Below are 23,664 nucleotides of genomic sequence, written 5' to 3' on the forward strand. Positions count from 1 at the left end.
GCACTTGCGATCGGCTCGGGGGAGCGGGTAGGGCTAGTAAAGACACGTATCCCTACACGCCGGCTTCGGAGGCGCCGCACACCGTAGTGCACCCACTGGCTTCGGCAGCCGTATGCCGAGAACGATGGAGGACCCCCATGTCACCCCGGCTCGACGCATCGCGTACCCCGATAGCGACGTCGACACCCCCACCGGATCAACTGGATCACCCCATCCCTTCCCTCGGCCTCTTCGAGGGACTACCGGAGATCCCCCCGTACGACGAGATCGGCGCCGTCGACGCGCGGGCCCTGTCCAAGACCCTCTTCGAGCGGCTGGAGTCGCTGGAGGAAGGGACGCACGAGTACGCGTACGTCCGCAACACGCTCGTCGAGCTGAACCTCGCGCTCGTGAAGTTCGCCGCCTCCCGCTTCCGCTCCCGCAGCGAGCCGATGGAGGACATCGTCCAGGTCGGCACCATCGGCCTGATCAAGGCGATCGACCGCTTCGAGCTCTCCCGCGGCGTGGAGTTCCCCACATTCGCCATGCCGACGATCATCGGCGAGATCAAGCGCTTCTTCCGTGACACCTCGTGGTCCGTGCGCGTCCCGCGCCGGCTGCAGGAGCTGCGGCTCGACCTCGCCAAGGCCGGGGACGAGCTGGCGCAGCAGCTGGACCGCGCTCCCACGGTCGCGGAACTCGCCGAGCGGCTCGGCATCTCCAACGACGAGGTCGTCGAGGGCATGGCCGCCTCGAACGCCTACACCGCCTCGTCGCTGGACGCCCAGCCCGAGGAGGACGAGACCGAGGGCGCCCTCGCGGACCGCATCGGGTACGAGGACCACGGCCTGGAGGGCATCGAGTACATCGAGTCGCTCAAGCCCCTGATCGCCGGCCTCAGCTCGCGGGACCGGCAGATCCTCTCCCTGCGGTTCGTGGCGAACATGACGCAGTCGGAGATCGGGGAGGAACTCGGCATCTCGCAGATGCACGTGTCCCGGCTGCTGTCGCGCACGCTGGTACGGCTGCGCAAGGGTCTGACCGTCGACGAATAGCCGGTCCGCACGACCGGTCGCACCCGCGCCCGAGGCGCGGAGTCCGTCCGGCCCCCGAGGGGACCGGGCGGACTCCGCGTGCCCGCGCCCACCCGTCCGCCCGCGCCGGACCGGACGGCCTTGCTGTTACCCGGGGAAACTCCTTCCCGCGGTCCCCGCACGCCACTAGGGTCACCCCCCAAACCGGCCGGTACGTCCGTGACTTGGCCTGGACGGCCGGGGTGTGAGGAGGCGGGTGGATGGCTCGGGCCGACGGTGCCGGCGACGACGTCGAGGCCGGCGACGCGGGCGGCGCGCGGTACGCGGACGCGTCCGACACGCGGCTCACCTCACTGCTGCGCGCCGGCACGCCCGCCGTCTATCCGGCGCTGCGGGAACTGCGCGCCCGTCACCAGCCTTCCGTCCTGGCCCACGCCCGGCGGTGCGCGGCGAGCGAGCCGGCCGCACGGCAGCTGGCGGCGCAGGCGTTCACCCTGGCCGCCCGCGAGACGGCACGCGGCGTGGACCCGGGCGTCCCGGTGCGGCTGCACCTGCTGCTGCTCACCGCCCGGCTGGCCGCGTCCTGGGCGCGCGACGAGCGCTCCGGCGGCCTGGACCCCGGCCTGCTGCTGGTGCTGAACGCGACGGGCGGCGAGGACCCCGCGCCGCCGCTGTTCCCGGCCTTCCGGTCACTGCCGCCGCGGGCCCAGGGGCTGGTCTGGTACGGGGCCGTGGAGGAGGAGGACGAGGACCGGACGGCCGCCTTCCTCGGCGTCACCCGCCAGGACGTGGTGTTCGAGACGCCGCGGGCGCTGCAGGACCTGGCCCGGGCCTGTCTGCGTACCCGGCTCGCCGCCTCCGAAGACCCCCGGTGCGGCGACTTCCGCCGGCTGATCGAGGAGGCGGTGCGGCCGGGCACCCCCCGTTCCAGCGCCGATCTGCACGCCCACATGGCGCACTGCGCGCACTGCACGGCGGCGTTCGAGGAGCAGACCGCGCTGCGTGACCAGCCGCGCACCGTGCTGGCCGAGGGGCTGCTGCCGTGGGGCGGCGCGGCCTACGTCACCCGGCGGCTGGAGGCCACCCCGCCCGCATCCGCGGGGCGGCCCGGTGCACGCGACACCGCCTGGCCGGCGTCCCGCCGCTACGCGCTGGCCTCGGCGGCGCTCGGGGTGGCGCTCGCGCCGCTGCTGCTCTTCCTGTTCACCCCGGGCGACGGCACCGGGGACCAGCGCGCGGCGGGCGCGGTGACCACGCCGACGGCGCCCGCGCGGGTCACCGTGACGGCGACGGTGCCCGGCCCTGCTCCGTCGCCTTCCCCCTCCGCGACGTCCAGGCCCCCCTCGCCCTCCCCCTCCGCCAGACCGACGCACCGGCCCACCCGTACGGCGCGCCCGGCGCCGTCGCCCACGCCGACCCCCGCGCCGGTGTATCCGCCGGGCCCGGTCTACGCGCAGGTGGTGAACGTGGCCACGGGCCGCTGCCTGGACGTGGCCGGCGACTTCCACGACGGCACGGACGTGGACCTGGAGCCCTGTGGCTCCGCTGCCACGCAGCGCTGGCGGGTCGACTCCTCGCGCGGGGTCCTGCAGTCGGCCGCGGACCCGGACTTCTGCCTGGACAGCCGCGGTTCCGTGGAGCGGGGCGTCGGCGTCTGGGACTGCGACTCGGTCGACGGCCGGAACGGCGCCAACCTGACGTTCACCGTCGACGGGGACGGGGTGATCCGCCCGGCCATCGCCATCGAGACCGGCCTGACCGCGCACGGCGGCGGCGAGTTGTCCTTCGACCCGCTGACCGGAGGCACGGCGCAGCGGTGGCGGGCGGGGAGCGCCTGACGGCCCGTCAGACCTCGCGCTCGCCGCGCCGCCAGACCTGGGTCACCAGGGGGACGCCGGGGCGGTAGGCCAGGTGGACGTGGCTGGGTGCGTCCAGGACGATCAGGTCGGCGCGGGCGCCGGGAGCCAGGCGTCCGACGTCGGTGCGGCGCAGGGCCGCCGCCCCGCCCGCCGTGGCCGACCAGACCGCCTCGTCCGGCGTCATCCCCATGTCCCGTACCGCGAGCGCGATGCAGAACGGCACCGAGGAGGTGAAGGACGAGCCCGGGTTGCAGTCCGTGGACAGGGCGACGGTGACGCCCGCGTCCAGCAGCCGGCGTGCGTCCGGCCACTCGGCACGGGTGGAGAACTCGGCGCCCGGCAGCAGCGTGGCCACCGTGTTGCCGCCCGCGAGGGCGTCGACGTCCGCGTCCGTGAGGTGGGTGCAGTGGTCGGCGCTGGCCGCGTCCAGCTCGACGGCCAGCTGGACGCCGGGGCCGTAGGAGAGCTGGTTGGCGTGGACGCGCGGGTGCAGGCCCTTGGCCCTGCCGGCGGTGAGGATCGCCCGGGCCTGGTCGCCGTCGAAGGCGCCCTTCTCGCAGAACACGTCGATCCAGCGGGCGTGCGGCGCGCAGGCGTCCAGCATCTCGCCGGTGACCAGGGCGACGTAGGCCGCCGGGTCGTCGGCGTGGTCCGGGGAGACGATGTGCGCGCCGAGGTACGTCACCTCGTCGGTGTGCCGGGCCGCGATGCGCAGGGCGCGGGACTCGTCGGCCACGGTGAGGCCGTAGCCGGACTTGGTCTCGAACGTGGTGGTGCCCTGGCGGAGGGCCTCGTCGAGGTACCGGGTGAGGTTGGCCTCCAGTTCCGCGTCGCTCGCGGCGCGGGTGGCCGCGACCGTGGTGCGGATGCCGCCCGCCGTGTAGGAGCGGCCGGACATGCGGGCGTTGAACTCCTGCGTGCGGTCACCGGCGAAGACCAGGTGGGAGTGGGAGTCCACGAAGCCCGGCAGCACCGCCCGGCCGCCCGCGTCGACCCGGTCGTCGGCGGCGGGTGCTTCGCTTGCCTCACCGGTCCACACGACGCGGTCGCCGTCGACGACGACGGCCGCGTCCCGGACCAGTCCGAGGGGGGATCCGTCTCCCTGCGAGGGATCGTTGGTGACCAGCGTGGCGATGTTGGTGATGACGGTGCTGCTGCTCATGGGTGTCCTCAGGGGTGGCCGGGTGGGGGTCGGCGGGCCTCAGCCGCGCAGTGCTTCGATCGCGGCCGTCAGTGCCCGCGGCACGTCCGGTACGAGGGCGTGGGCGCCGTCCCGTACGACATGGCGTCCGCCGACGACCGTGTGCCGTACGTCCGCCGCCGTCGCGGCGAACACGGCGGTCTCGGCACCGAGCCGCGGTACCGGGCCCGCCGTTCTGACCGAGTCGAGGGCGACGGTCGTGAAGTCGGCGAGCGCCCCCGCCTCCAGGCTGCCTGCGTCCTGCCAGCCCAGGGCCGCGTGGCCGTCGGCGGAGGCCGCGCGCAGCAGGGCGGCGGCCGTCCAGTGGCCCCGGGAGCGGGTGCGCAGCCGTTCGTTCAGCTCCATCGCGCGCGCCTCTTCGAGCAGGTCGACGACGGCGTGGCTGTCGGAGCCGAGGGAGAGCGGGGATCCGGCCCGCTGCAGGGCGGCGGCCGGGCCGATGCCGTCGGCCAGGTCGCGCTCGGTCGTCGGGCACATGCAGGTGCCGGTGCCCGAGCCGCCGAGCAGGGCGATGTCCTCGTCGGTGAGGTGGGTGTTGTGCACGCCGGTGGTGCGCGGCCCCAGGACGCCGTGGTCGGCGAGCAGCCTGGTGGGCGTGCGGCCGTGCGCGGCGAGGCAGGCGTCGTTCTCTGCGGTCTGCTCCGACAGGTGCACGTGCAGCGGGGCCCGGCGCTCCTCGGCCCACCGCGCCACGGTCGCCAGCTGCCCCGCGGGGACGGCCCGCACCGAGTGGACCGCCGCTCCGATCCGTGCGTGGCCTCGCTCCTTCAGGGCCGCACAGCGTTCGGCCCACGCCTGCGCGCTGCCGTCGGAGAAGCGCCTCTGGTGGATGTTGGGCGGCTCGCCGAAGCCGGAGGAGAGGTAGCAGGTGTCGAGGAGGGTGATCCGGACGCCCGCCTCGGCGGCTGCCGCGATCAGCGCCTCGCCCATGGCGTTGGGGTCGGCGTACGGGGTGCCGCCGGGCGCGTGGTGCACGTAGTGGAACTCGCCGACGCAGGTGATGCCGGCCAGGGCCATCTCGGCGTACACCCCGCGCGCGAGGGCGTGGTAGGTCTCCGGGGTCAGGCGGTCGGCGACGGAGTACATCACCTCGCGCCAGGTCCAGAAGGTGCCGGAGCCGACCTGGACGGTGCCGCGCAGCGCCCGGTGGAAGGCGTGGCTGTGCGCGTTCGCCAGGCCGGGCAGGGTGAGCCCGCGCAGGATCTCGGCGCCGGGCGGCGGCGTGGGCACGCCGGTGCGGACGGCGGTGATCCGGCCGTCCCGCGTCGTGAGGGCCACGCCCGGCTCGACGTGCGTGCCGAGCCAGGCGTGCTCCAGCCAGTAGGTCCGCGTGGTCACGTGCAGGCCAGCCCTTCCAGTACGTCGGCGAGCGCGTTCACCCCGGCCACGCAGTCGTCCTCGGCCGCGTACTCGGCCGGTGAGTGCGAGACACCGGTGGGGTTGCGCACGAACAGCATGGCGGTCGGGATGCTGCCGGAGAGGATTCCGGCGTCGTGTCCGGCACCGGTGCCCAGGACGGGCACCGTCAGGCCGGTGCCCTTGCCGAGGATGCGGCCGAGTTCGTCGCGCAGGGCGTGGTCGAACTCCACGACCGGCGTGAAGGACTCCCGGACGACGTCCAGGCCGGCGCCGTGGGCGTCGGCGTACTCGCGGGCCGCCTTCTCGATGCCGCCGACCACCGTGTCCAGGGTCTCCTGGTCGGCGGCGCGGGAGTCGAGCCAGCCGCGCACCAGCGAGGGGATCGCGTTGACCCCGTTCGGCTCCACCGCGATCTTGCCGAAGGTGGCGACGGCGCCGGCGAGTTCGGCCTCGCGGCGGGCGGCGAGGACGGTCTCGGCGTAGGACAGCATCGGGTCGCGGCGGTCCACCAGACGGGTGGTTCCGGCGTGGTTGGCCTCGCCCCGGAAGTCGAACCGCCAGCGGCCGTGCGGCCAGATGGCGCTGGCGACGCCGACCCGGTCGCCGGACAGGTCCAGCGCACGGCCCTGCTCGACGTGCAGCTCGACGAAGGCGCCGATCCGGGCCAGCCGCTCCGGATCGGCCCCGATGCCCTCGGGGTCGTACCCGGCGGCCTCCATGGCCTGCGGGAGGGTGACGCCGTTCCCGTCGGTGAGCCGGTGCGCCTGCTCGACGGTCAGCTGCCCCGCGGTGAGCCGGGAGCCGACGCAGGCGAGCCCGAACCGGGCGCCCTCCTCGTCGCCGAAGTTGACGACGGCGAGGGGCTTGGTGAACCGCGCTCCCCTGCCGCGCAGTTCGTCGAGGGCGGCGAAAGAGGACACGACTCCGAGGGGCCCGTCGAAGGCCCCGCCGTCCGGCACCGAGTCCAGGTGCGATCCGGTGACGACGGCGTCCCCGGCGGCCGGGTCCCCCAGCCAGGCCCACTGGTTGCCGTTCCGGTCGACCTCGTAGGCGAGCCCACGCGTCTCGGCCTGCTCCCTGAACCAGGCCCGGCAGTCGGCGTCGGCGCCGGTCCAGGCGTAGCGCCGGTAGCCGCCGGAGGCGGAGCTGCGGCCGACCGGCAGCAGCTCCGCCCACATGCTGTGGAAGCTCAACGCTCGCCGCCCTCACGCATGGGCACGCGCACGCCCCGCTCCCCGGCCACGGACTCCGCGATGTCGTACCCCGCGTCCACGTGCCGGATGACGCCCATGCCGGGGTCGTTGGTGAGCACGCGCCGGATCTTCTCGCCGCCCAGCTTCGTGCCGTCGGCCACCGTCACCTGGCCGGCGTGGATGGACCGTCCCATACCCACGCCGCCGCCGTGGTGGAGGGAGACCCACGAGGCGCCCGAGGCCACGTTGACCATGGCGTTGAGCAGCGGCCAGTCGGCGATCGCGTCGGAGCCGTCGAGCATGGCCTCGGTCTCGCGGTACGGGGAGGCGACGGAGCCGCAGTCGAGGTGGTCGCGGCCGATGGCCAGCGGTGCGGCCAGCTCGCCGGAGGCGACCATGTCGTTGAAGCGCTCGCCGGCCCTGTCGCGCTCGCCGTAGCCGAGCCAGCAGATGCGCGCGGGCAGGCCCTGGAAGTGGACGCGCTCGCCGGCCATCTTGATCCAGCGGGCGAGGGACTCGTTCTCGGGGAACAGGTCCAGGATCGCCTTGTCGGTCTTGGCGATGTCGGCCGGGTCGCCGGACAGGGCCGCCCAGCGGAAGGGGCCCTTGCCCTCGCAGAAGAGGGGGCGGATGTAGGCGGGGACGAAGCCGGGGAAGGCGAAGGCGCGGTCGTACCCGGCGAGCTGGGCCTCGCCGCGGATGGAGTTGCCGTAGTCGAAGACCTCGGCGCCGGCGTCCATGAAGCCGACCATGGCCTCGACGTGCTTGGCCATGGACTCGCGGGCCCGCGTGGTGAAGCCGGCCGGGTCCTTGGCGGCGGCGTCGGCCATGTCCTCGAAGGCGACGCCGACGGGCAGGTAGGCCAGCGGGTCGTGGGCGGAGGTCTGGTCGGTGACGATGTCGATGGGGGCGTTCATCGCGAGCAGCTGCGGGACCAGTTCGGCCGCGTTGCCGAGGACGCCGATGGACAGCGGCCTGCGCTGGTCGCGGGCCTCGGTGGCGAGCTGGAGCGCGTGGTCGAGGGAGTCGGCCCTCACGTCCAGGTACCGGTGCTCGATGCGGCGCTCGATGGCGCGCGGATCGCAGTCGATGCAGATGGCGACGCCGTCGTTCATGGTCACCGCGAGGGGCTGGGCGCCGCCCATGCCGCCGAGTCCGGCGGTGAGGGTGATGGTCCCGGCGAGGGTGCCGCCGAACTTCTTGGCGGCGACCGCGGCGAAGGTCTCGTAGGTGCCCTGGAGGATGCCCTGGGTGCCGATGTAGATCCAGGAGCCGGCGGTCATCTGGCCGTACATGGTCAGGCCGAGGGCCTCCAGGCGGCGGAACTCCTCCCAGTTGGCCCAGTCGCCGACGAGGTTGGAGTTGGCGATGAGGACGCGCGGGGCCCACTCGTGCGTCTGCATGACGCCGACCGGGCGGCCGGACTGGACCAGCATGGTCTCGTCCTGCTTGAGGGTGCGCAGCGTGCGGACCATCGCGTCGAAGGAGCGCCAGTCGCGGGCGGCCTTGCCGGTGCCGCCGTAGACGACGAGCTTGTCGGGGTGCTCGGCGACCTCGGGGTCGAGGTTGTTCTGCAGCATCCGCAGGGCGGCTTCCTGCTGCCATCCCAGGGTGCTCAGTTCCGTGCCGCGCGGTGCTCGTACGGGGCGGGGTCCCGACATCGTCTGCCTCCTCCTTGTTGCTGCGTCTATTCACATCCTGACCGCCTGAATAGAACTAGTCAATACATGGGGTCGGCCGCGTCCGCGCCCGGCAGGTGTTTGGCTGGAAGCACCGGTGGCCGAGAGGACGGGGAAGCGGTGGAGCACGACATCCACGACATCGAGGAAGCGGCCGGGGAGCGCGCCGGCCGGCGGGACCGGGCGGTGCGGGCGGCGGTCGAGCAGGGCCTGCTGGGCCCGGACGCGGCCGTGGTGGGGCTGCTGGACGTCACCGGCATCCGGCGGTCGGCGGCGGCCCTGCGGGCGGCGTTCGAAGCGGTGACGGCGCCCGGCACGCCGGTGCTGCACGCCTTCGCGGTGAAGGCGACCCCGCTGGTGCCGGTGCTGCGGCTGCTGCACGAGGCGGGGATCGGCGCGGAGGTGGCGAGCCCCGGCGAGCTGGCGCTGGCGCGGGCGGCGGGGGTGCCGCCCGCGCGGACGGTGCTCGACTCGCCCGCCAAGACGCCGGCGGAGCTGCGCGAGGCGCTGGCGCTCGGCATCGCCGTGAACGCCGACAATCCGCAGGAGCTGGACCGGCTGGACGACCTGATGCGGTCCGCGCCCAGCCGCTCCCCGCTCGGCATCCGGGTCAACCCGCAGGTCGGCGGCGGCTCGATCGGCGCCACGTCCACGGCGACCCGGACATCGAAGTTCGGGATCGCCCTGCGCGACGAGGGGGCGCGCGAGTGGGTCGTGCGGGCGTACCTGGAGCGGCCGTGGCTGACCCGGCTGCACGCGCACACCGGCTCGCAGGGCATCCCGCTCCCGTTGCTGGCGCGGGGCGTGGCGGAGACGTACGCGCTCGCCGAGGAGATCAACGGGCGCGCCGGGCGGCGGCAGGTCGACACCCTCGACATCGGCGGCGGGCTGCCGGTGAACTTCGCCGCCGAGGAGACGGCGCCGACCTACGCCGGGTTCGCGCGGCTGCTCGCCGAGGAGGTGCCGGGGCTGTTCGACGGCCGGTACGGGCTGGTGACCGAGTTCGGACGGTCGCTGCTGGCCAAGCACGGCACGGTGGTCGCGCGGGTGGAGTACACCAAGAGCGCGGGCGGCCGGCGGATCGCGGTGACGCACGCGGGCGTGCAGGTGGCGACGCGGACGGTCTACGCGCCGGGGGCCTGGCCGCTCAGGATCGCCGCCTACGACGCCGAGGGGCGCCCGAGGACGGGGCCGGAGGCGGTGCAGGACGTGGCGGGACCGGCCTGCTTCTCGGGCGACCTGCTGGCCGAGGGGCGCGCGCTGCCCGTGCTGGAGCAGGGCGACTACGCGGCCGCGCTCGACACGGGCGCGTACTACTTCGCGCACCACTACGCCTACAACTCCCTCGCCCGGCCGGCCATCCACGGCTTCGTGCCGGACGGTTCGGGCGGGATCGCCTTCGCGACCGTCCGGGAAGCGCAGACGATCGCCGAGGTCGTGGCCGAATCCGGCGGGGCGCACGCGTCCGCGCTCACCACCCCGCACGCGCCCGGGAGCCGTTGACACGCTCCCGCCGCCCCCGGACAGATGGAGCAACCGCCCTGGAAGACAGGTCAGTTGACCCACTCTAGTACGCCGGGCGCACGTTCCACCGGAAAATGCCAAAGGCCTCACCCGCCGCACATACGTTGCGTAGTCTCTCTGTCACTCAACCGGAGTCACAGGCGGGAGGGGAAGCCAAGGTGCCCGGAATCGACGAGTGCCTGCTGGAAGCGATGCGACTGCCCGGCGCCCGGGGGGCCGCGCTGGTGGACTGGACGAGCGGGCTGGCCCTCGGCACGGTCGGGGACGCCCCGGGCGGCGACCACGAGACGACCGCGGCCGAGGCCGCAGAACTGGCCCGGATGGCCGCCGAGCACGGCGCGTTCACCGCCGGGGGCCGGCCGGACGACCGGCCCGCGCTGGAGGACGTGATCGTCAGCAACCGCGACAGCTACCACCTGCTCCGGTTCGTGGACACGTCCTTCGACAGCAGCGTCTTCCTCCACCTCTGGCTCGGCCGCGAGGAGGGCAACCTCGCCCTCGCCCGCATCCGGCTCGGCGAGATGGCCGCCCGGCTGGTGCTGGGATGACCGCGCTGAGAACACCGCCGCCGCCCCTGCCGGTACGGGACAAGGCGGTCACGCGCGCGCTGTCCCCGATGCTGACCCGGCTGGCCGAGGAACGGGCCACCGGTGTCCTGCTGCGCGAACACGGCACCCTGTACCTCGCCGAGGGCCGGGTGGTGCACGCCGAGAGCGCGTTCGCCCCGGGCCTCGACGTGCTCCTCACGGCCCACGGCACCCTCGCCGGCGCCGCCTGGCAGCGGGCCGTCGCCGACACCCCGGGTCCGCTCCAGGCCGCCGAACTCCTCCTGGACCTGGGGCGGCTGCCGGCGGGCGCGCTGGAACTGTGCCATCTGGACGCGCTGTACGACGCCGGGTACTTCGCACTGGCGCCGAGCAGCAGCCCGGGCCGGTTCCGCTACGACAACACGCCCCGGCTCGGCCCCCTGCCCTCGGTCCCGGTCGTGGCGCTGGAACGCGAGACACTGCGCCGCCGCCTGCTGCTGCACCGGCTGTGGCCCGACCCGGCCACCGACAGCGCCCCGCTGGTGCGCGCGGAGCAGCGGAGCGCCTCACCGGTCACGCCCCGGCAGCGGGCGGTGCTGGACCGCGTGGACGGCGTCCGCACGGCCGCCGGGATCGCCCGGAACCTGGGCCGCCAGGCCTTCCACACGCTCGTCGACGTGCGCCGGCTCGCGGCGGCCGGCCACGTCGTCCCGGCGGCGCAGGTGTTCGCGCATCCCGCCCCGCCGCCCCCACCCCCGGTCACCGACCCCGACATCGCGCTGCTGAAGAGGCTCAGGGATGCGCTGGAGGCGCTTTGAACGGCACCGCCCCGCCGAGAGGAGAGAGCTGATGGTGTCCGAGGAGGACCACCGGACCGTCCTGGCCGAGCTGCACCGGCTGCGTAGCCGGGTGCCCCAGCTCACCGGCGCGCTCGCGGCCGGCGTCGACGGCCTCGTCGTCGCCCACGACACCCCCGGGGTCGACCCGGAGGGCCTGTCGGCGCTCACCGCCGCCGCGCTCGGCGTCTCGGTCCGGGTCGCCGACGCCACCGGACACGGCGGCCTGCGCGAACTGCTGGTACGCGGCGAGCGCGGCTACGTCGCCACCTACGCCGCCGGCCGCACCGCCGTGCTGACCCTGCTGGCCCAGGACCGGGTCAACGTCGGCCGGCTGCACCTCGAGGGACGCCGGGCCGGCGCCCGGATCGGGGAGCTGCTCGACGCGGCCGAAGCCGCGGCCCGGACCGCCCGCGCGGCCGAACGGCCACTGGGCGCCGTCAGCGCCGCACCCCCCACCCGTGTCCGAACCACCCGAACACCCCGCACCAACGGCGCCGACGCGCGCACCGCAACCGACAGTTGAACCCTCCGGGAGGAACCGCCATGGCCAACACCGAGACCGCGCTGAAGGAAGCCCTCACCTCCATCGAGGGCGCCACCGGGGTCGCGCTCGTCGACTACACCAGCGGCATGGCGCTGGGCACGATGGGCGGGAGCAAGACCTTCGACCTGAACGTGGCCGCCGCCGGCAACACCGACGTGATCCGCGCCAAGATGCGCACGATGGAGATGCTGGGCCTCAAGGGCGACATCGAGGACGTCCTCATCACCCTCTCGGACCAGTACCACCTGATCCGCCTGCTCAAGAGCCGCGGCGGCAACGGCCTCTTCCTCTACCTGGTCCTCGACGCGGCCCGGGCGAACCTGGCGATGGCCCGGCACCAGCTGAAGCGGATCGAGGCCGAGCTGGAGGTCTGAGGCCGCCCGCCGGACGGCGTCAGACCGGGGCAGCGGTACGGCGGCGGGCCCCGCCCGGGGCCGCGTCGCCGGCCGCGACGCCCGTGCCGCGCAGCCCCTTGACGGCCTTGCCCGCCGGGCCGCCGCCACACCGGTCGAGCCAGTCGACCCGCACCCACAGCAGCGTCTGCCCGGCCCGCTCGCGCCGTCCGAGCCACGCGGCCTTCAGCCGGAGCCCGGCACCGAGCCCGGCCAGCAGCATGCCGCCCGCCGCGGGCACGGCGAGGGAGCCGCCGAGCGCGGCCACGAAGGCCAGGAGCAGCCACCAGCGGTGCCCCCGGCGCCAGTTGCGCACGGTCACCGCCCGGTCCTGCAGTACGTCGTACCTGCCCGCGCGTACCACCCCGCGCAGCAGCGCGGTGTACCGGCGCCGCCGGACCAGCGCCGCTGCGGCCCCGCCCACCAGGAACAGCGCGGCGCCGGTCAGCACACCGATCCGGCGTCCGGTCACGCCGGGCACCAGCACACCCGTCCCCGCGGCGAACACCCCGAGCCACCACAGCGGTGCGGCCCCGGCCCGTACCACGACGGCCACCCGGGCCAGTCCCTGTCCTCCTCGTCCTCCACGCCCTGCGCGTTCTCCACGTTCCGCGCGCGCCACGTCGGCCTCCCGTGTCACGTCCGTGCCCAACACCCCTGTCGGGCAGGGAAGCTAGCGGCAGAACGTGAGACGAATATGAGAGCGCCCCCGCGTCACTCCACGAACAGGCCGCGCGAGGACGCCTTCGCGTCGAACTCCTCCAGGCGGGCCTGGGCGTCCGGCAGGTCGTCGCAGAGCGCCTCCAGCAGCACCCGGCCGAGCAGCATCGGCGCGCACGCCGTGTCGAAGGCCAGCCCGGTGCCGACCGCGGCGGGCAGCAGCAGGTCGGAGTGCCTGGCGACCGGCGCGAACGCCGAGTCGGCGACCGTGACGACGGTCAGGCCCGCGTCCTGGGCGTAGGCGAGGGTGTCGACGACCTCGCGCGGATGCCGGGGCAGCGCGAAGCACAGCAGCGCGGAGGCGCCCGCGCGTACGGCGGCGTCGATGCGGTCGTGGATCATCGTGCCGCCCTCGTTGAGCAGCCGGACGTCCGGGTGGACCTTGGCGGCGAAGTACGCGAAGCCGTAGGCCTGGGATGCGGCGGCGCGCAGCCCGAGCACCGGCAGCGGCCGGGACGCGGCGAGGATCCGGCCGGCCCGCTGCACCGGCCGGGGGTCGGCGAGCAGCTCGGCGAGGTGCCGGAGATTCTCGATCTCGGCCTCGACGGCCTGCTGGTACTCGTTGTACTCGCCGGCCCCGGCGGTGGGCTCGGCCGGGACGACCTCGCGCAGGTGCCTGCGCAGGGCGGGATAGCCGTCGAAGCCCAGGGCCACCGCGAACCGGGTCACCGAGGGCTGGCTGACCCCGGCCAGCTCGGCCAGCTCCACGCTGGACAGGAAGGGCACGTCGGCGGCCCGGCGCACCATGCTGTGCGCGATGCGGCGCTGGGTCGGCGTGAGCCGGTGGCCCTCGAACAGCGCCTGGAGCCGGGTGGCCGGGCTGTCGGCCGCACCGGACGTCCCGGCGGACGTCCCGGCGGCCGTCGCGGCCGTACTCCTGTCCACGCTCATGACGCGCTCCCCCTCCAGATGTCCGTCGGCCGGTCGAGCGGCGGAATCTGCCCCTCGGCGGGCGGGGCGCAGGCCGCGCGTACCCCGGTGCTCCGGGAGAGTACAGCGGTGCGGAACGGCATCGGGCCTCCTCCCGGAACCTATTCAGACACCATGAACTCTGCATGACTCTATGCATCCGGGCAAGGGGCGTCCGCCCCGGACAGGGGGGTTGTCCCCAGTGCGCCGGGGTCCGCCCGCTCCCTAAGGTGGCCTGCATGAGCGCACTGGACCCCCGGGACGTCGACCTCACGAAGGACCCGGACCTGAGGAAGGACCTCGACGCCACCGTGCGGGCACGCGCGGAACTGGGCGAGGAGTACGACTCCGCGCTGGCCGACTCCTTCCTGGAGCAGGTCGGGCGGCGCATCGACGACATGGTGGACCGGCGGGTCCGGCGGCACCTGGCCGAGGAGCAGATGGCCGCGGCACGCGGGAGCCGGCGGCCGAAACCGGCCGACTCCTGGGCCGAGCGGTACGGGTTCGCCCTGATCACGCTGGTCCTCGCGATCCCGCTGTCCTCGATCGCCGCGGCCCTGGCCGGCCTGGCCGGCCTCGTGGTGGCCTGGCTCGGCATCGTCGGCGTCAACGTCGTGCAGGCCGTCCGGCTCAACCCGGAGCTGTTCGCCGGCCGGCACACCACCCGGGACCGGCCCGCCGAGGACGACTGACCGCACCGGCCGCGGTGGCCGGCGCGGCCGGCGCGCTCGCCCGTCCGGGCCTCACTCCACGGTCACGGACTTCGCCAGGTTGCGCGGCTGGTCCACCTCGTTGCCCCGGGCGGTGGCCAGTTCGCACGCGAAGACCTGCAGCGGCACCGTCGCCACCAGCGGCTGCAGCAGCGTCGGCGTCACCGGGACGCGGATCAGATGGTCGGCGTAGGGGACCACCGCCTCGTCCCCCTCCTCCGCGATCACGATCGTACGGGCGCCCCGGGCCCGGATCTCCTGGATGTTGGAGACGATCTTGTCGTGCAGGACCGACCGGCCGCGCGGCGACGGCACGACCACGACCACCGGCACGTCCTCCTCGATCAGCGCGATCGGCCCGTGCTTGAGCTCGCCCGCCGCGAAGCCCTCGGCGTGCATATAGGCCAGCTCCTTGAGCTTGAGCGCGCCTTCGAGGGCCACCGGGTAGCCCACGTGCCGGCCCAGGAACAGCACCGTGTTCTTGGTGGCCAGGGTGCGGGCCAGGGCCCGTACCGGCTCCATCGTCTCCAGGACCCGCTCGACCTCCTCCGAGATGCGGGACAGGTCCCTGATGACCGCCTGGATCTCGTCGCCCCACTTGGTGCCCCGGACCTGCCCGAGGTACAGGGCCACCAGGTAGCAGGCGACGAGCTGGGTGAGGAAGGCCTTCGTGGAGGCGACGGCGACCTCCGGGCCCGCGTGCGTGTACAGCACCGCGTCCGACTCGCGCGGGATCGTGGAGCCGTTGGTGTTGCAGATCGCCAGCACCTTGGAGCCCTGTTCGCGGGCGTGCCTGAGGGCCATGAGGGTGTCCATGGTCTCGCCGGACTGGGAGATGGCGATCACCAGCGACCGCCCGTCCAGGATCGGGTCCCGGTAGCGGAACTCGCTGGCCAGCTCCACCTCGCACGGGATGCGCGTCCAGTGCTCGATGGCGTACTTGGCGATCAGGCCGGCGTGGAAGGCCGTACCGCAGGCGACGATGACGACCTTGTCGATCTCGCGCAGCTCGGAGGGGCTGATCCGCACCTCGTCCAGGGTCAGCGAGCCGGACGGGTCGATCCGCCCGAGGAGCGTGTCGGCGACCGCCTTGGGCTGCTCGGCGATCTCCTTGAGCATGAAGTAGTCGTAGCCGCCCTTCTCCGCGGCGGAGGCGTCCCAGTCCACGTGGTAGGAGCGGACGTCGGCCGGGCGGCCGTCGAAGCCGGTCACGGTGACGCCGTCGCGGCGCAGCTCCACCACCTGGTCCTGGCCCAGTTCGATCGCCGACCGCGTGTGGGCGATGAACGCGGCGACGTCGGAGGCCAGGAACGCCTCGCCCTCGCCGACGCCCACCACCAGCGGGGAGTTGCGCCGCGCGCCGACGACCACGTCCGGTTCGTCGGCGTGCACCGCCACCAGCGTGAACGCGCCCTCCAGCCGGCGGCACACCAGCCGCATCGCCTCCGCCAGGTCGGCGGTCGCCGAGAACTCCTCCGCCAGCAGGTGGGCGACCACCTCCGTGTCCGTCTCGGAGGCCAGCTCGTGGCCCCGCTCGGCCAGCTCCGCCCGCAGCACCGCGAAGTTCTCGATGATGCCGTTGTGGACCACCGCGACGCGGCCGGCGTTGTCCAGGTGCGGATGCGCGTTCGCGTCCGTGGGGCCGCCGTGCGTGGCCCAGCGCGTGTGGCCGATGCCCGTCGAGCCCGTCGGCAGCGGCCGCTCGACCAGGGCCTTCTCCAGGTTGACCAGCTTGCCGGCGCGCTTGGCCGCGGCCAGCCCGCCGTCCGCGAGCACGGCGACGCCCGCCGAGTCGTACCCGCGGTACTCCAGTCTCTTCAGCCCGGCCATCACGACATCGAGCGCCGACTGCGACCCTACGTATCCCACGATTCCGCACATGAGCGGCAGCCTACGGCGCGCCGACGCCCCGAACAGGGCTCCGTCTGCCCGAAAGCGGAAATTCCCACCGCCGTACGAAGGCGGCTTCCGGCCGGTACGGGTGCGTGACGGAGCCCACCCGCCGTCCCGTTCAAACTCCGTTAACAATGGACTGTGATCTCACCGGTCTCCTCGATGCCCCGGAGCGCCCACCGGCACAGGCCGGAGGCGACTCCCTACGTCGACCTCACCCGCGCCGAGTGGAGCGCGCTGCGCGACAAGACGCCGCTGCCGCTCACCGCCGAGGAGGTGGAGAAGCTCCGCGGCCTCGGCGACGTCATCGACCTCGACGAGGTGCGGGACATCTACCTGCCGCTCTCCCGGCTCCTCAATCTCTACGTCGGCGCCACCGACGGTCTGCGGGGCGCGCTGAACACGTTCCTCGGGGAGAAGGGCTCCCAGTCCGGCACCCCGTTCGTCATAGGGGTCGCCGGCTCCGTGGCCGTGGGCAAGTCCACCGTGGCCCGGCTGCTCCAGGCCCTGCTCTCCCGCTGGCCCGAACACCCGCGCGTGGAGCTGGTCACCACGGACGGCTTCCTGCTGCCCACCAGGGAGCTGGAGGCCCGCGGCCTGATGTCGCGGAAGGGTTTCCCCGAGTCCTACGACCGCCGGGCCCTCACCCGCTTCGTCGCCGACATCAAGGCCGGCAAGGACGAGGTCTCCGCGCCCGTCTACTCCCACCTCATCTACGACATCGTCCCCGGCGAGAAGCTCACCGTGCGCCGCCCGGACATCCTGATCGTCGAGGGCCTGAACGTCCTGCAGCCCGCCCTGCCCGGCAAGGACGGCCGCACCCGGGTCGGTCTCGCCGACTACTTCGACTTCAGCGTGTACGTCGACGCGAGCGCCGAGGACATCGAGCGCTGGTACCTCAGCCGCTTCCGGAAACTGCGCCGAACGGCCTTCCAGAACCCGAACTCGTACTTCCGCAAGTACACCCAGGTCTCCGAGGAGGAGGCCCTCGACTACGCCCGCAGCCAGTGGCGGACGATCAACAAGCCCAACCTGACCGAGAACATCGCCCCCACCCGCGGCCGCGCCGCCCTCATCGTGCGCAAGGGCGCCGACCACAAGGTGCAGCGGCTACGCCTGCGCAAGCTGTGACGTGTCCCTGCCGGGGCTGTTAGAAAGGGCGTCATGCTGCATCTGCGCCTGATCACCCCGGCCGGGACGACGGACGAGGTGGTGCGCCTGATCGACAAGACGGTCGGCACCGCACACCTCGTGGTCCTGCCGGGAGCCGCCCGCGATCCCGCCGGGGACGTCGTGCTGTGCGACGTGGCCCGCGAGGCGGGCGACGAACTGCTCACCTCGCTGCGCGAACTGGGACTGGACCGGACCGGGTCCATCGCGGTGGAGACCGTCGACCTCTCCTTGTCCCGGCGGGCGGACGAAGCGGAGCGGGAGGCCCCGGGTGAGGGCGCGGACGCGGTGCTGTGGGAGGGCCTGACCGACGCGACCCACGAGGAGTCGACGCTGTCGGTCACCTACGTGGCCTTCATCACCCTGGCCACCATGATCGCGGCCTGCGGCGTGGTGCTGGACAACGCCGTGCTGATCGTGGGCGCGATGGCGGTGGGCCCGGAGTTCGGCCCGCTGGCCGGCATCTCCACGGCGCTGGTGCAGCGGCACCCGCGTCTGGCCTGGCGGTCGGTGATCGCGCTGCTGGTGGGTTTCGCGGCCGCCATGGCGCTGACGTCCGCGTTCAGCCTGTTCATGGACGCGGTCGGGCTGTTCAGCAAGGACCGGCTGGAGGCCGACCGGCCCAACACCGGCTTCATCTACGCCCCGGACTGGTTCTCGTTCGTCGTGGCCGTGCTCGCCGGGATCGCCGGCACCCTGTCGCTGACGTCCGCCAAGTCCGGTGCCCTCGTCGGCGTCGCCATCTCCGTGACGACCGTGCCCGCCGCCGCCAACGCGGCCGTGGCACTCGTCTACGGCGACACCCACCAGGCCGTGCGTTCCTCCGAACAGCTGCTGCTCAACCTGCTCGGCATCGTCGTCGCCGGAACACTCACGCTGCTGGCCCAGAAGCACTTCTGGAAACGGCGGCGACAGCGGGCCTGAGAGCGGGGCGCCGGTGCGCCCCGCACCCGGGTCTCAGCCCAGCGCCGACTTCACGGCGTCCGCCAGCCGGCCGGCGACGGAGCGGGCCTGCTCGATGTCAGCGGCCTCGACCATGACCCGCACCAGCGCCTCGGTGCCCGAGGGCCGCAGCAGCACCCGGCCCGTCCCGCCCAGCTCACGCTCGGCCTCGGCGACGGCGGTGGCCAGGTCGGCGGAGGTCTTCACCCGGGACTTGTCCACGTCCGGCACATTGATCAGCACCTGCGGCAGCCGCTCCATGACGGACGCCAGCTCCCGCAGGGACCGCCCGGTCTGGGCGACCCGGGCCGCCAGCAGCAGGCCGGTCAGCGTGCCGTCACCGGTCGTCGCGTGGTCGAGGACGATCACGTGCCCGGACTGCTCGCCGCCCAGGGCGTAGCCGTGCGCCTTCATCTCCTCCAGCACGTACCGGTCGCCGACGGCGGTCTGCACGAACCGGATGCCCGCCCGCTCCATCGCCAGCTTGAAGCCGAGGTTGGACATCACGGTCGCGACGACCGTGTCGGCCCGCAGCTCGGAGCGCTCCCGCATCGCCAGCGCGAGCACGGCGAGGATCTGGTCGCCGTCGACCTCCTCGCCGGTGTGGTCCACGGCCAGGCACCGGTCGGCGTCGCCGTCGTGCGCGATGCCGAGGTGCGCACCGTGCTCGACGACGGCGGCCTTCAGCTTGCCCAGGTGGGTCGAGCCGCACCCGTCGTTGATGTTGAGCCCGTCCGGCTCGGCGCCGATCGTGACGACCTCGGCGCCCGCGCGGGAGAACGCCTGCGGCGAGACGCCCGAGGCCGCGCCGTGCGCCTCGTCCAGGACGATCCGCAGTCCGTCGAGCCGGTTGGGCAGCACCGACAGGAGGTGGGCGATGTACTGCTCGGCGCCCTCGTCGTACGGCCGCACGCGGCCGACCCCGGCACCCGTCGGCCGCTCCCAGGGCTCGCCGTGACGGTGCGACTCGTAGACCGCCTCGATCCGGTCCTCCAGCTCGTCGGCGAGTTTGTGCCCGCCGCGGGCGAAGAACTTGATGCCGTTGTCCGGCATGGCGTTGTGACTGGCGGAGAGCATCACGCCGAGGTCGGCGCCGAGCGCGCCGGTGAGGTGGGCGACGGCCGGGGTGGGCAGCACGCCGACGCTGAGCACGTCCACGCCCGCGCTGGCGAGGCCCGCGACCACGGCGGCCTCCAGGAACTCCCCGGACGCGCGTGGGTCCCGTCCGACCACCGCCGTCGGCTTGTGGCCCTCGAAGGTGCCCGACTCGGCCAGCACGTGCGCCGCGGCGACGGAGAGGCCGAGGGCCATCTCGGCCGTCAGATCCGCGTTGGCGACACCGCGCACGCCGTCCGTGCCGAAGAGTCGTCCCACTTGTCCTCCTGAGGAGCTGTCAGTTGCGATGGCGGTCGCCGCCTGAACATCCCATCACACTAGCCTTTGAGCGTCTTGTGCCGTTATACGCCCTTGGGCTGGGATAGACGAACGCCCCGGCAGCACAGTGGCGTGCCGCCGGGGCGTTCGGAGTACGAGCAGGCAGCTGTGATTAGCGCTTGCTGTACTGCGGAGCCTTGCGGGCCTTCTTCAGACCGGCCTTCTTGCGCTCGACCGCACGGTCGTCGCGCTTGAGGAAGCCGGCCTTCTTCAGCGGGCCGCGGTTGTTGTCGACGTCGGCCTCGTTCAGCGCACGGGCGACACCGAGACGGAGCGCACCGGCCTGACCGGAGACACCGCCACCCGCGATGCGGGCGATGACGTCGTAACGGCCCTCGAGCTCGAGCACCTTGAAGGGCTCGTTGACTTCCTGCTGGTGCACCTTGTTCGGGAAGTAGTCCTCGAGGGTGCGACCGTTGATCTTCCACTTGCCGGTGCCCGGGACGATCCGGACGCGGGCGATGGCGTTCTTGCGGCGGCCCAGGCCGGCGGCCGGCTGGGGCTCGCCGAAGCGGGAGGCCATGGACTCCGAGGTGTACTCGCCCTCGACGGGGACCTCGGACTCGGTGGTGTAGCTGTCGATGTCAAGCTCTTCGAGCGGCTGCTCGGCAGTGGTCTCGGCCACGATTCTCCTCAGATTCTCTTCAGTCTTAGGGGGTGGCCGGACTTACTGCGCGACCTGGGTGATCTCGAACGGCACCGGCTGCTGGGCAGCGTGCGGGTGCTGGTCACCCTTGTAGACCTTCAGCTTCGAGAGCATCTGACGGCCCAGGGAGTTCTTGGGGAGCATGCCCTTGACGGCCTTCTCGATGGCCTTCTCCGGGTTCTTGTCCAGCAGCTCGTCGTAGCGCACGGAGCGCAGACCGCCCGGGTAGCCCGAGTGGCGGTACGCCATCTTCTGGGTGCGCTTGTTGCCGGAGAGGTGCACCTTGTCGGCGTTGATGACGATGACGAAGTCACCAGCGTCGACGTGCGGCGCGTAGATCGGCTTGTGCTTGCCCCGGAGGAGGGTCGCTGCGGTAGTGGCGAGACGGCCCAGGACGACGTCCTGAGCGTCGATGACGTGCCACTGGCGCGTCACATCGCCGGGCTTGGGGCTGTACGTACGCACGGTTCGTAGCCTTCGCTTCGAGTGAATGGTCCTGAACAGGTCACCGAAACGATCACGACAGCCCTGACCGCACAGCGGTGACGCAAACCGCGTGCTGGTCGCTGGTCATCGGCCCGGTGGACCGGTGTAAGGGCCCGTCCCGTGAGAATGAGCAAGCCAATACACAACGAAGAAGCAGGTTACCTGGGCGCCCCCGGACGGGTCAAAACGAGGCCCTTCCCCCTCATGTCGCGGGACAAACGAGGCATGAGGGCAACGGCGCTCCTGCACCCCGCGCCCCCCGTCTAAGATGCGCCCCATGAGTTACGGGCAGGGGGGACCCCAGTCTCAGTGGGATCCCTGGAAACCTAATTCCCAGCAGCCGTGGAGCAGCGGGGGCGATGACGGGACTCCGGACTGGGCCGCGCTCGCGGAGGCCTCGGAGACCCGCACCAAGCGCCGCAAGCTGCTCTTCATCGGCGGTGGCGCACTCGCCACGGTCGCGGTCGGCACGGCCGTCGCGATGGCCGTCGTCTCCGCGAACGGCGGCGACGACCCGCAGGCCGGTCCCAGCAACCTGCCCGCCAGCGCCTCCGTGCCCGGTTCGGGCAGCGCGGAGCCGTCCTTCGAGCCGACCAGCGCCCCGCCGCCGCTGGACCCGAAGGACTTCATATCCAGCGCCAAGAAGGACACCGCCCCGCTCAGCCCCGTCACCCTGTTCCCGGGCACGCGGCTGACCATGGGCGACACGGTGTACAGGAAGGGCGCCACGGCCGACACCACGAACTGCGCCTCGGCCGTCGGCGGCAACCTGCCGAAGGTCCTCACGGCCAACGGCTGCACCCGCCTGATCCGCGCCAGCTACGCGAAGGACGGGATCGCGGTCACCGTCGGCGTCGCCGTCTTCGACACCGAGGCCCAGGCCACCAAGGCCAGGACCGAGGCCGGCAGCAAGAAGAGCCTGGTGCACTCCTTGCCCGGCAAGGGCATCAAGAACTTCTGCGACGCCGCGATCTGCCGCACCACGACCAACGCGTACGGCCGCTACGCCTACTTCACGATCAGCGGCTTCACCAACGGCAAGAACGTCACCACCAAGGACACCAAGGTCTTCGGCGCCGGTGACGACCTGGCCCAGTTCGCCTTCAACCAGATCCACCGCCGCGGTGAGGCCCAGGCCTCCGCGGCGGCGAACCACCAGTAGGTCAGCAGCACCCCGCCGAGGGGAGCGAGCGCTTGTTCCGCGCCTCCCTGCTGCGCGCGGCGAGCAGCTCGTCGGCGGGGTAGCCGACCTCCTCCAGGGTCAGCCCGTGCGGCCGTACGACGTGCACGGCGGAGTCCCGGACCCCGGCGGCCAGCACCTTCCCGGGCCACTCGGGCCCCCGGTGCCCGTCCCCGACGAACAGCAGCGCGCCGATCAGCGAGCGCACCATGTTGTGGCAGAAGGCGTCCGCCCGGACCGTCGCGGTGATGACCCCGTCCGCGCCCTTGACCAGGCTCAGCTCCTGGAGCGTGCGGATCGTGGTGGCGCCCTCGCGGCGCTTGCAGTAGGCGGCGAAGTCGTGCTCGCCGAGCAGCGCCCGCGCGGCCTCGTTCATGGCGTCGACGTCGAGCGGCCAGTCGTGCCACAGCACGTGGCCGCGCAGCAGCGGGTCCACGCCTCCGGGGTTGTCGGTGACCCGGTACGCGTAGCGCCGCCAGACCGCCGAGAAGCGGGCGTTGAAGCCGCTGGGCGCCTCCCTGAGCGCCCACACCCTGACGTCCCTGGGCAGCCGGCCGGCGAGCCGCTTGAGCAGCTTCTGGTGGTGCTCGCGCCAGACCGCCTCCGGCAGGTCGACGTGGGCCACCTGCCCGCGCGCGTGCACCCCGGCGTCGGTGCGGCCGGCGACCGTCAGCTCGTACGTCTCCCGGGACCTCGTGACGGTCCGCAGCGCGTCCTCGATCTCCCCCTGCACGGTCCGCCTGCCGCCGGCCTGCTTGGCCCAGCCGTGGAAAGCGGTGCCGTCGTAGGACAGGTCGAGGCGGACACGGACGCAGCCGGGCTGTACTTCATCGCTCACGTGGAAATCCTCTCAGTACGCGAAAGCGGGCCCGCCCACAAGGGGCGGACCCGCTCAGCGCGAGGGCGTGCCTCAGGCGTCCTTGGACTCCTCGGCAGCGGCCTCCTCGGCCGGAGCCTCGGTGGCCTCGGTCTCCTGCGCCTTGGCCTCGTCGGCCTCCTTGACCGCACGCTTGGTGGCGGCCTCGGCCTCACCCACGGCGTTCTGCTGCACCGTCAGCGCCTCGACCAGCTCGATGACGGCCATGGGCGCGTTGTCGCCACGGCGGTTACCGATCTTGGTGATGCGGGTGTAGCCACCGGGACGGTTCTCGTACCGCGGGCCGATCTCGGTGAAGAGCGTGTGGACGATGCCCTTGTCCGTGATGACCTGGAGCACCTGGCGGCGGTTGTGAAGGTCGCCCTTCTTCGCCTTGGTGATCAGACGCTCGGCGTACGGGCGCAGGCGGCGGGCCTTCGCCTCGGTGGTGGTGATGCGGCCGTGCTCGAACAGCGACTTCGCGAGGTTCGCGAGGAGCAGCTTCTCGTGCGCGGCGCTGCCGCCCAGACGGGCACCCTTGGTGGGCTTCGGCATGGTTCTTCTCCTGTGTGTCTGCTCCGGCCGTAT

23 protein-coding genes are annotated in these 23,664 nt (G+C 73.0%); 11 read left to right on the top strand and 12 right to left on the bottom strand.

Annotation, left to right across the window (positions count from 1 at the left end; translation table 11 throughout):
- The first annotated feature begins 137 nt into the window (after positions 1 to 137).
- Positions 138 to 1,034, top strand: coding sequence for an RNA polymerase sigma factor SigF (locus IE177_RS30640; protein WP_190018735.1), 897 nt, complete (start codon positions 138 to 140; stop codon positions 1,032 to 1,034).
- Between the two features lie 239 nt (positions 1,035 to 1,273).
- Positions 1,274 to 2,851 (top strand): RICIN domain-containing protein, encoded by a 1,578-nt coding sequence (locus IE177_RS30645; RefSeq protein WP_190018736.1) that lies wholly within the window; start codon positions 1,274 to 1,276, stop codon positions 2,849 to 2,851.
- A 7-nt stretch (positions 2,852 to 2,858) separates the two neighbouring features.
- Here IE177_RS30645 and hutI read toward each other — a convergent pair whose 3' ends face one another.
- The 4 genes from hutI to hutU are packed head-to-tail and all read right to left on the bottom strand — an operon-like array spanning position 2,859 to position 8,286.
- Positions 2,859 to 4,034, bottom strand: a complete 1,176-nt coding sequence (gene hutI, locus IE177_RS30650; RefSeq protein WP_190018737.1) for an imidazolonepropionase — start codon at positions 4,032 to 4,034, stop codon at positions 2,859 to 2,861.
- 39 nt (positions 4,035 to 4,073) lie between these two features.
- Positions 4,074 to 5,411 carry a formimidoylglutamate deiminase gene (locus IE177_RS30655; RefSeq protein WP_190018738.1) on the bottom strand — a complete coding sequence of 446 codons (1,338 nt, stop codon included), beginning with the start codon at positions 5,409 to 5,411 and terminating at the stop codon, positions 4,074 to 4,076.
- Positions 5,408 to 6,625 carry an allantoate amidohydrolase gene (locus IE177_RS30660; protein ID WP_190018739.1) on the bottom strand — a complete coding sequence of 406 codons (1,218 nt, stop codon included), beginning with the start codon at positions 6,623 to 6,625 and terminating at the stop codon, positions 5,408 to 5,410. Before IE177_RS30660 ends, IE177_RS30655 begins: the two co-directional genes overlap by 4 nt.
- Positions 6,622 to 8,286: a urocanate hydratase gene (hutU, locus tag IE177_RS30665; RefSeq protein ID WP_190018740.1), complete on the bottom strand. Its 1,665-nt coding sequence runs from the start codon at positions 8,284 to 8,286 to the stop codon at positions 6,622 to 6,624. The genes IE177_RS30660 and hutU overlap by 4 nt, the downstream gene beginning before the upstream one ends.
- Before the next feature lie 138 nt (positions 8,287 to 8,424).
- On the opposite strand from hutU, the gene IE177_RS30670 reads away from it, so the two are divergent.
- From IE177_RS30670 to IE177_RS30690, 5 genes are all read left to right on the top strand, one after another.
- Positions 8,425 to 9,807 carry a type III PLP-dependent enzyme domain-containing protein gene (locus IE177_RS30670; protein ID WP_229816342.1) on the top strand — a complete coding sequence of 461 codons (1,383 nt, stop codon included), beginning with the start codon at positions 8,425 to 8,427 and terminating at the stop codon, positions 9,805 to 9,807.
- A 179-nt stretch (positions 9,808 to 9,986) separates the two neighbouring features.
- A complete protein-coding gene (locus IE177_RS30675) occupies positions 9,987 to 10,376 on the top strand; it encodes a hypothetical protein (RefSeq protein ID WP_190018742.1) in 390 nt (129 codons plus the stop codon).
- Positions 10,373 to 11,173 carry a transcriptional regulator gene (locus IE177_RS30680; protein WP_190018743.1) on the top strand — a complete coding sequence of 267 codons (801 nt, stop codon included), beginning with the start codon at positions 10,373 to 10,375 and terminating at the stop codon, positions 11,171 to 11,173. Before IE177_RS30675 ends, IE177_RS30680 begins: the two co-directional genes overlap by 4 nt.
- A gap of 31 nt (positions 11,174 to 11,204) precedes the next feature.
- The gene (locus IE177_RS30685; protein ID WP_190018744.1) at positions 11,205 to 11,717 is read left to right on the top strand and encodes a roadblock/LC7 domain-containing protein; all 513 of its coding nucleotides are present in this window, start codon (positions 11,205 to 11,207) and stop codon (positions 11,715 to 11,717) included.
- A 20-nt stretch (positions 11,718 to 11,737) separates the two neighbouring features.
- Positions 11,738 to 12,112, top strand: coding sequence for a roadblock/LC7 domain-containing protein (locus IE177_RS30690; RefSeq protein WP_190018745.1), 375 nt, complete (start codon positions 11,738 to 11,740; stop codon positions 12,110 to 12,112).
- Between the two features lie 19 nt (positions 12,113 to 12,131).
- Here the strand turns inward: IE177_RS30690 and IE177_RS30695 are convergent, their stop codons facing one another.
- A complete protein-coding gene (locus IE177_RS30695) occupies positions 12,132 to 12,686 on the bottom strand; it encodes a hypothetical protein (RefSeq protein ID WP_190018746.1) in 555 nt (184 codons plus the stop codon).
- 158 nt (positions 12,687 to 12,844) lie between these two features.
- Entirely contained in the window at positions 12,845 to 13,741 is an 897-nt protein-coding gene (locus tag IE177_RS30700; protein ID WP_229816343.1) for a MurR/RpiR family transcriptional regulator, read from the bottom strand.
- A 257-nt stretch (positions 13,742 to 13,998) separates the two neighbouring features.
- Here IE177_RS30700 and IE177_RS30705 point away from each other — a divergent pair, with 257 nt between their 5' ends.
- Positions 13,999 to 14,451 carry a hypothetical protein gene (locus IE177_RS30705; RefSeq protein ID WP_190018747.1) on the top strand — a complete coding sequence of 151 codons (453 nt, stop codon included), beginning with the start codon at positions 13,999 to 14,001 and terminating at the stop codon, positions 14,449 to 14,451.
- Positions 14,452 to 14,502: 51 nt separating this feature from the next.
- On the opposite strand, the gene glmS is transcribed toward IE177_RS30705, so the two are convergent.
- Positions 14,503 to 16,350, bottom strand: a complete 1,848-nt coding sequence (gene glmS, locus IE177_RS30710) for a glutamine--fructose-6-phosphate transaminase (isomerizing) (RefSeq protein ID WP_190018748.1) — start codon at positions 16,348 to 16,350, stop codon at positions 14,503 to 14,505.
- A 174-nt stretch (positions 16,351 to 16,524) separates the two neighbouring features.
- Here glmS and coaA point away from each other — a divergent pair, with 174 nt between their 5' ends.
- Together coaA and IE177_RS30720 are read left to right on the top strand one after the other, a co-directional pair.
- On the top strand, positions 16,525 to 17,493 hold the full coding sequence (coaA, locus tag IE177_RS30715) for a type I pantothenate kinase (RefSeq protein ID WP_190018796.1): 969 nt from the start codon (positions 16,525 to 16,527) through the stop codon (positions 17,491 to 17,493).
- 33 nt (positions 17,494 to 17,526) lie between these two features.
- Positions 17,527 to 18,456 carry a DUF389 domain-containing protein gene (locus IE177_RS30720; RefSeq protein ID WP_190018749.1) on the top strand — a complete coding sequence of 310 codons (930 nt, stop codon included), beginning with the start codon at positions 17,527 to 17,529 and terminating at the stop codon, positions 18,454 to 18,456.
- Positions 18,457 to 18,489: 33 nt separating this feature from the next.
- Here the strand turns inward: IE177_RS30720 and glmM are convergent, their stop codons facing one another.
- The 3 genes from glmM to rplM all read right to left on the bottom strand — a co-directional run bounded on the left by glmM (position 18,490) and on the right by rplM (position 21,019).
- Positions 18,490 to 19,848 (bottom strand): phosphoglucosamine mutase, encoded by a 1,359-nt coding sequence (gene glmM / locus IE177_RS30725; RefSeq protein WP_190018750.1) that lies wholly within the window; start codon positions 19,846 to 19,848, stop codon positions 18,490 to 18,492.
- Positions 19,849 to 20,020: 172 nt separating this feature from the next.
- Positions 20,021 to 20,533, bottom strand: a complete 513-nt coding sequence (gene rpsI / locus IE177_RS30730; RefSeq protein WP_004927169.1) for a 30S ribosomal protein S9 — start codon at positions 20,531 to 20,533, stop codon at positions 20,021 to 20,023.
- 42 nt (positions 20,534 to 20,575) lie between these two features.
- Positions 20,576 to 21,019, bottom strand: a complete 444-nt coding sequence (rplM, locus tag IE177_RS30735; RefSeq protein ID WP_143627871.1) for a 50S ribosomal protein L13 — start codon at positions 21,017 to 21,019, stop codon at positions 20,576 to 20,578.
- Between the two features lie 298 nt (positions 21,020 to 21,317).
- On the opposite strand from rplM, the gene IE177_RS30740 reads away from it, so the two are divergent.
- Positions 21,318 to 22,202 (top strand): hypothetical protein, encoded by an 885-nt coding sequence (locus IE177_RS30740; protein WP_190018751.1) that lies wholly within the window; start codon positions 21,318 to 21,320, stop codon positions 22,200 to 22,202.
- A 1-nt stretch (position 22,203) separates the two neighbouring features.
- Here IE177_RS30740 and truA read toward each other — a convergent pair whose 3' ends face one another.
- The gene (gene truA / locus IE177_RS30745) at positions 22,204 to 23,058 is read right to left on the bottom strand and encodes a tRNA pseudouridine(38-40) synthase TruA (protein ID WP_190018752.1); all 855 of its coding nucleotides are present in this window, start codon (positions 23,056 to 23,058) and stop codon (positions 22,204 to 22,206) included.
- 72 nt (positions 23,059 to 23,130) lie between these two features.
- Entirely contained in the window at positions 23,131 to 23,631 is a 501-nt protein-coding gene (rplQ, locus tag IE177_RS30750) for a 50S ribosomal protein L17 (RefSeq protein WP_190018753.1), read from the bottom strand.
- Positions 23,632 to 23,664: the final 33 nt, after the last annotated feature.

The sequence above is a fragment of the Streptomyces lucensis JCM 4490 genome, from assembly GCF_014650035.1.
Lineage (GTDB): Bacteria > Actinomycetota > Actinomycetes > Streptomycetales > Streptomycetaceae > Streptomyces > Streptomyces lucensis.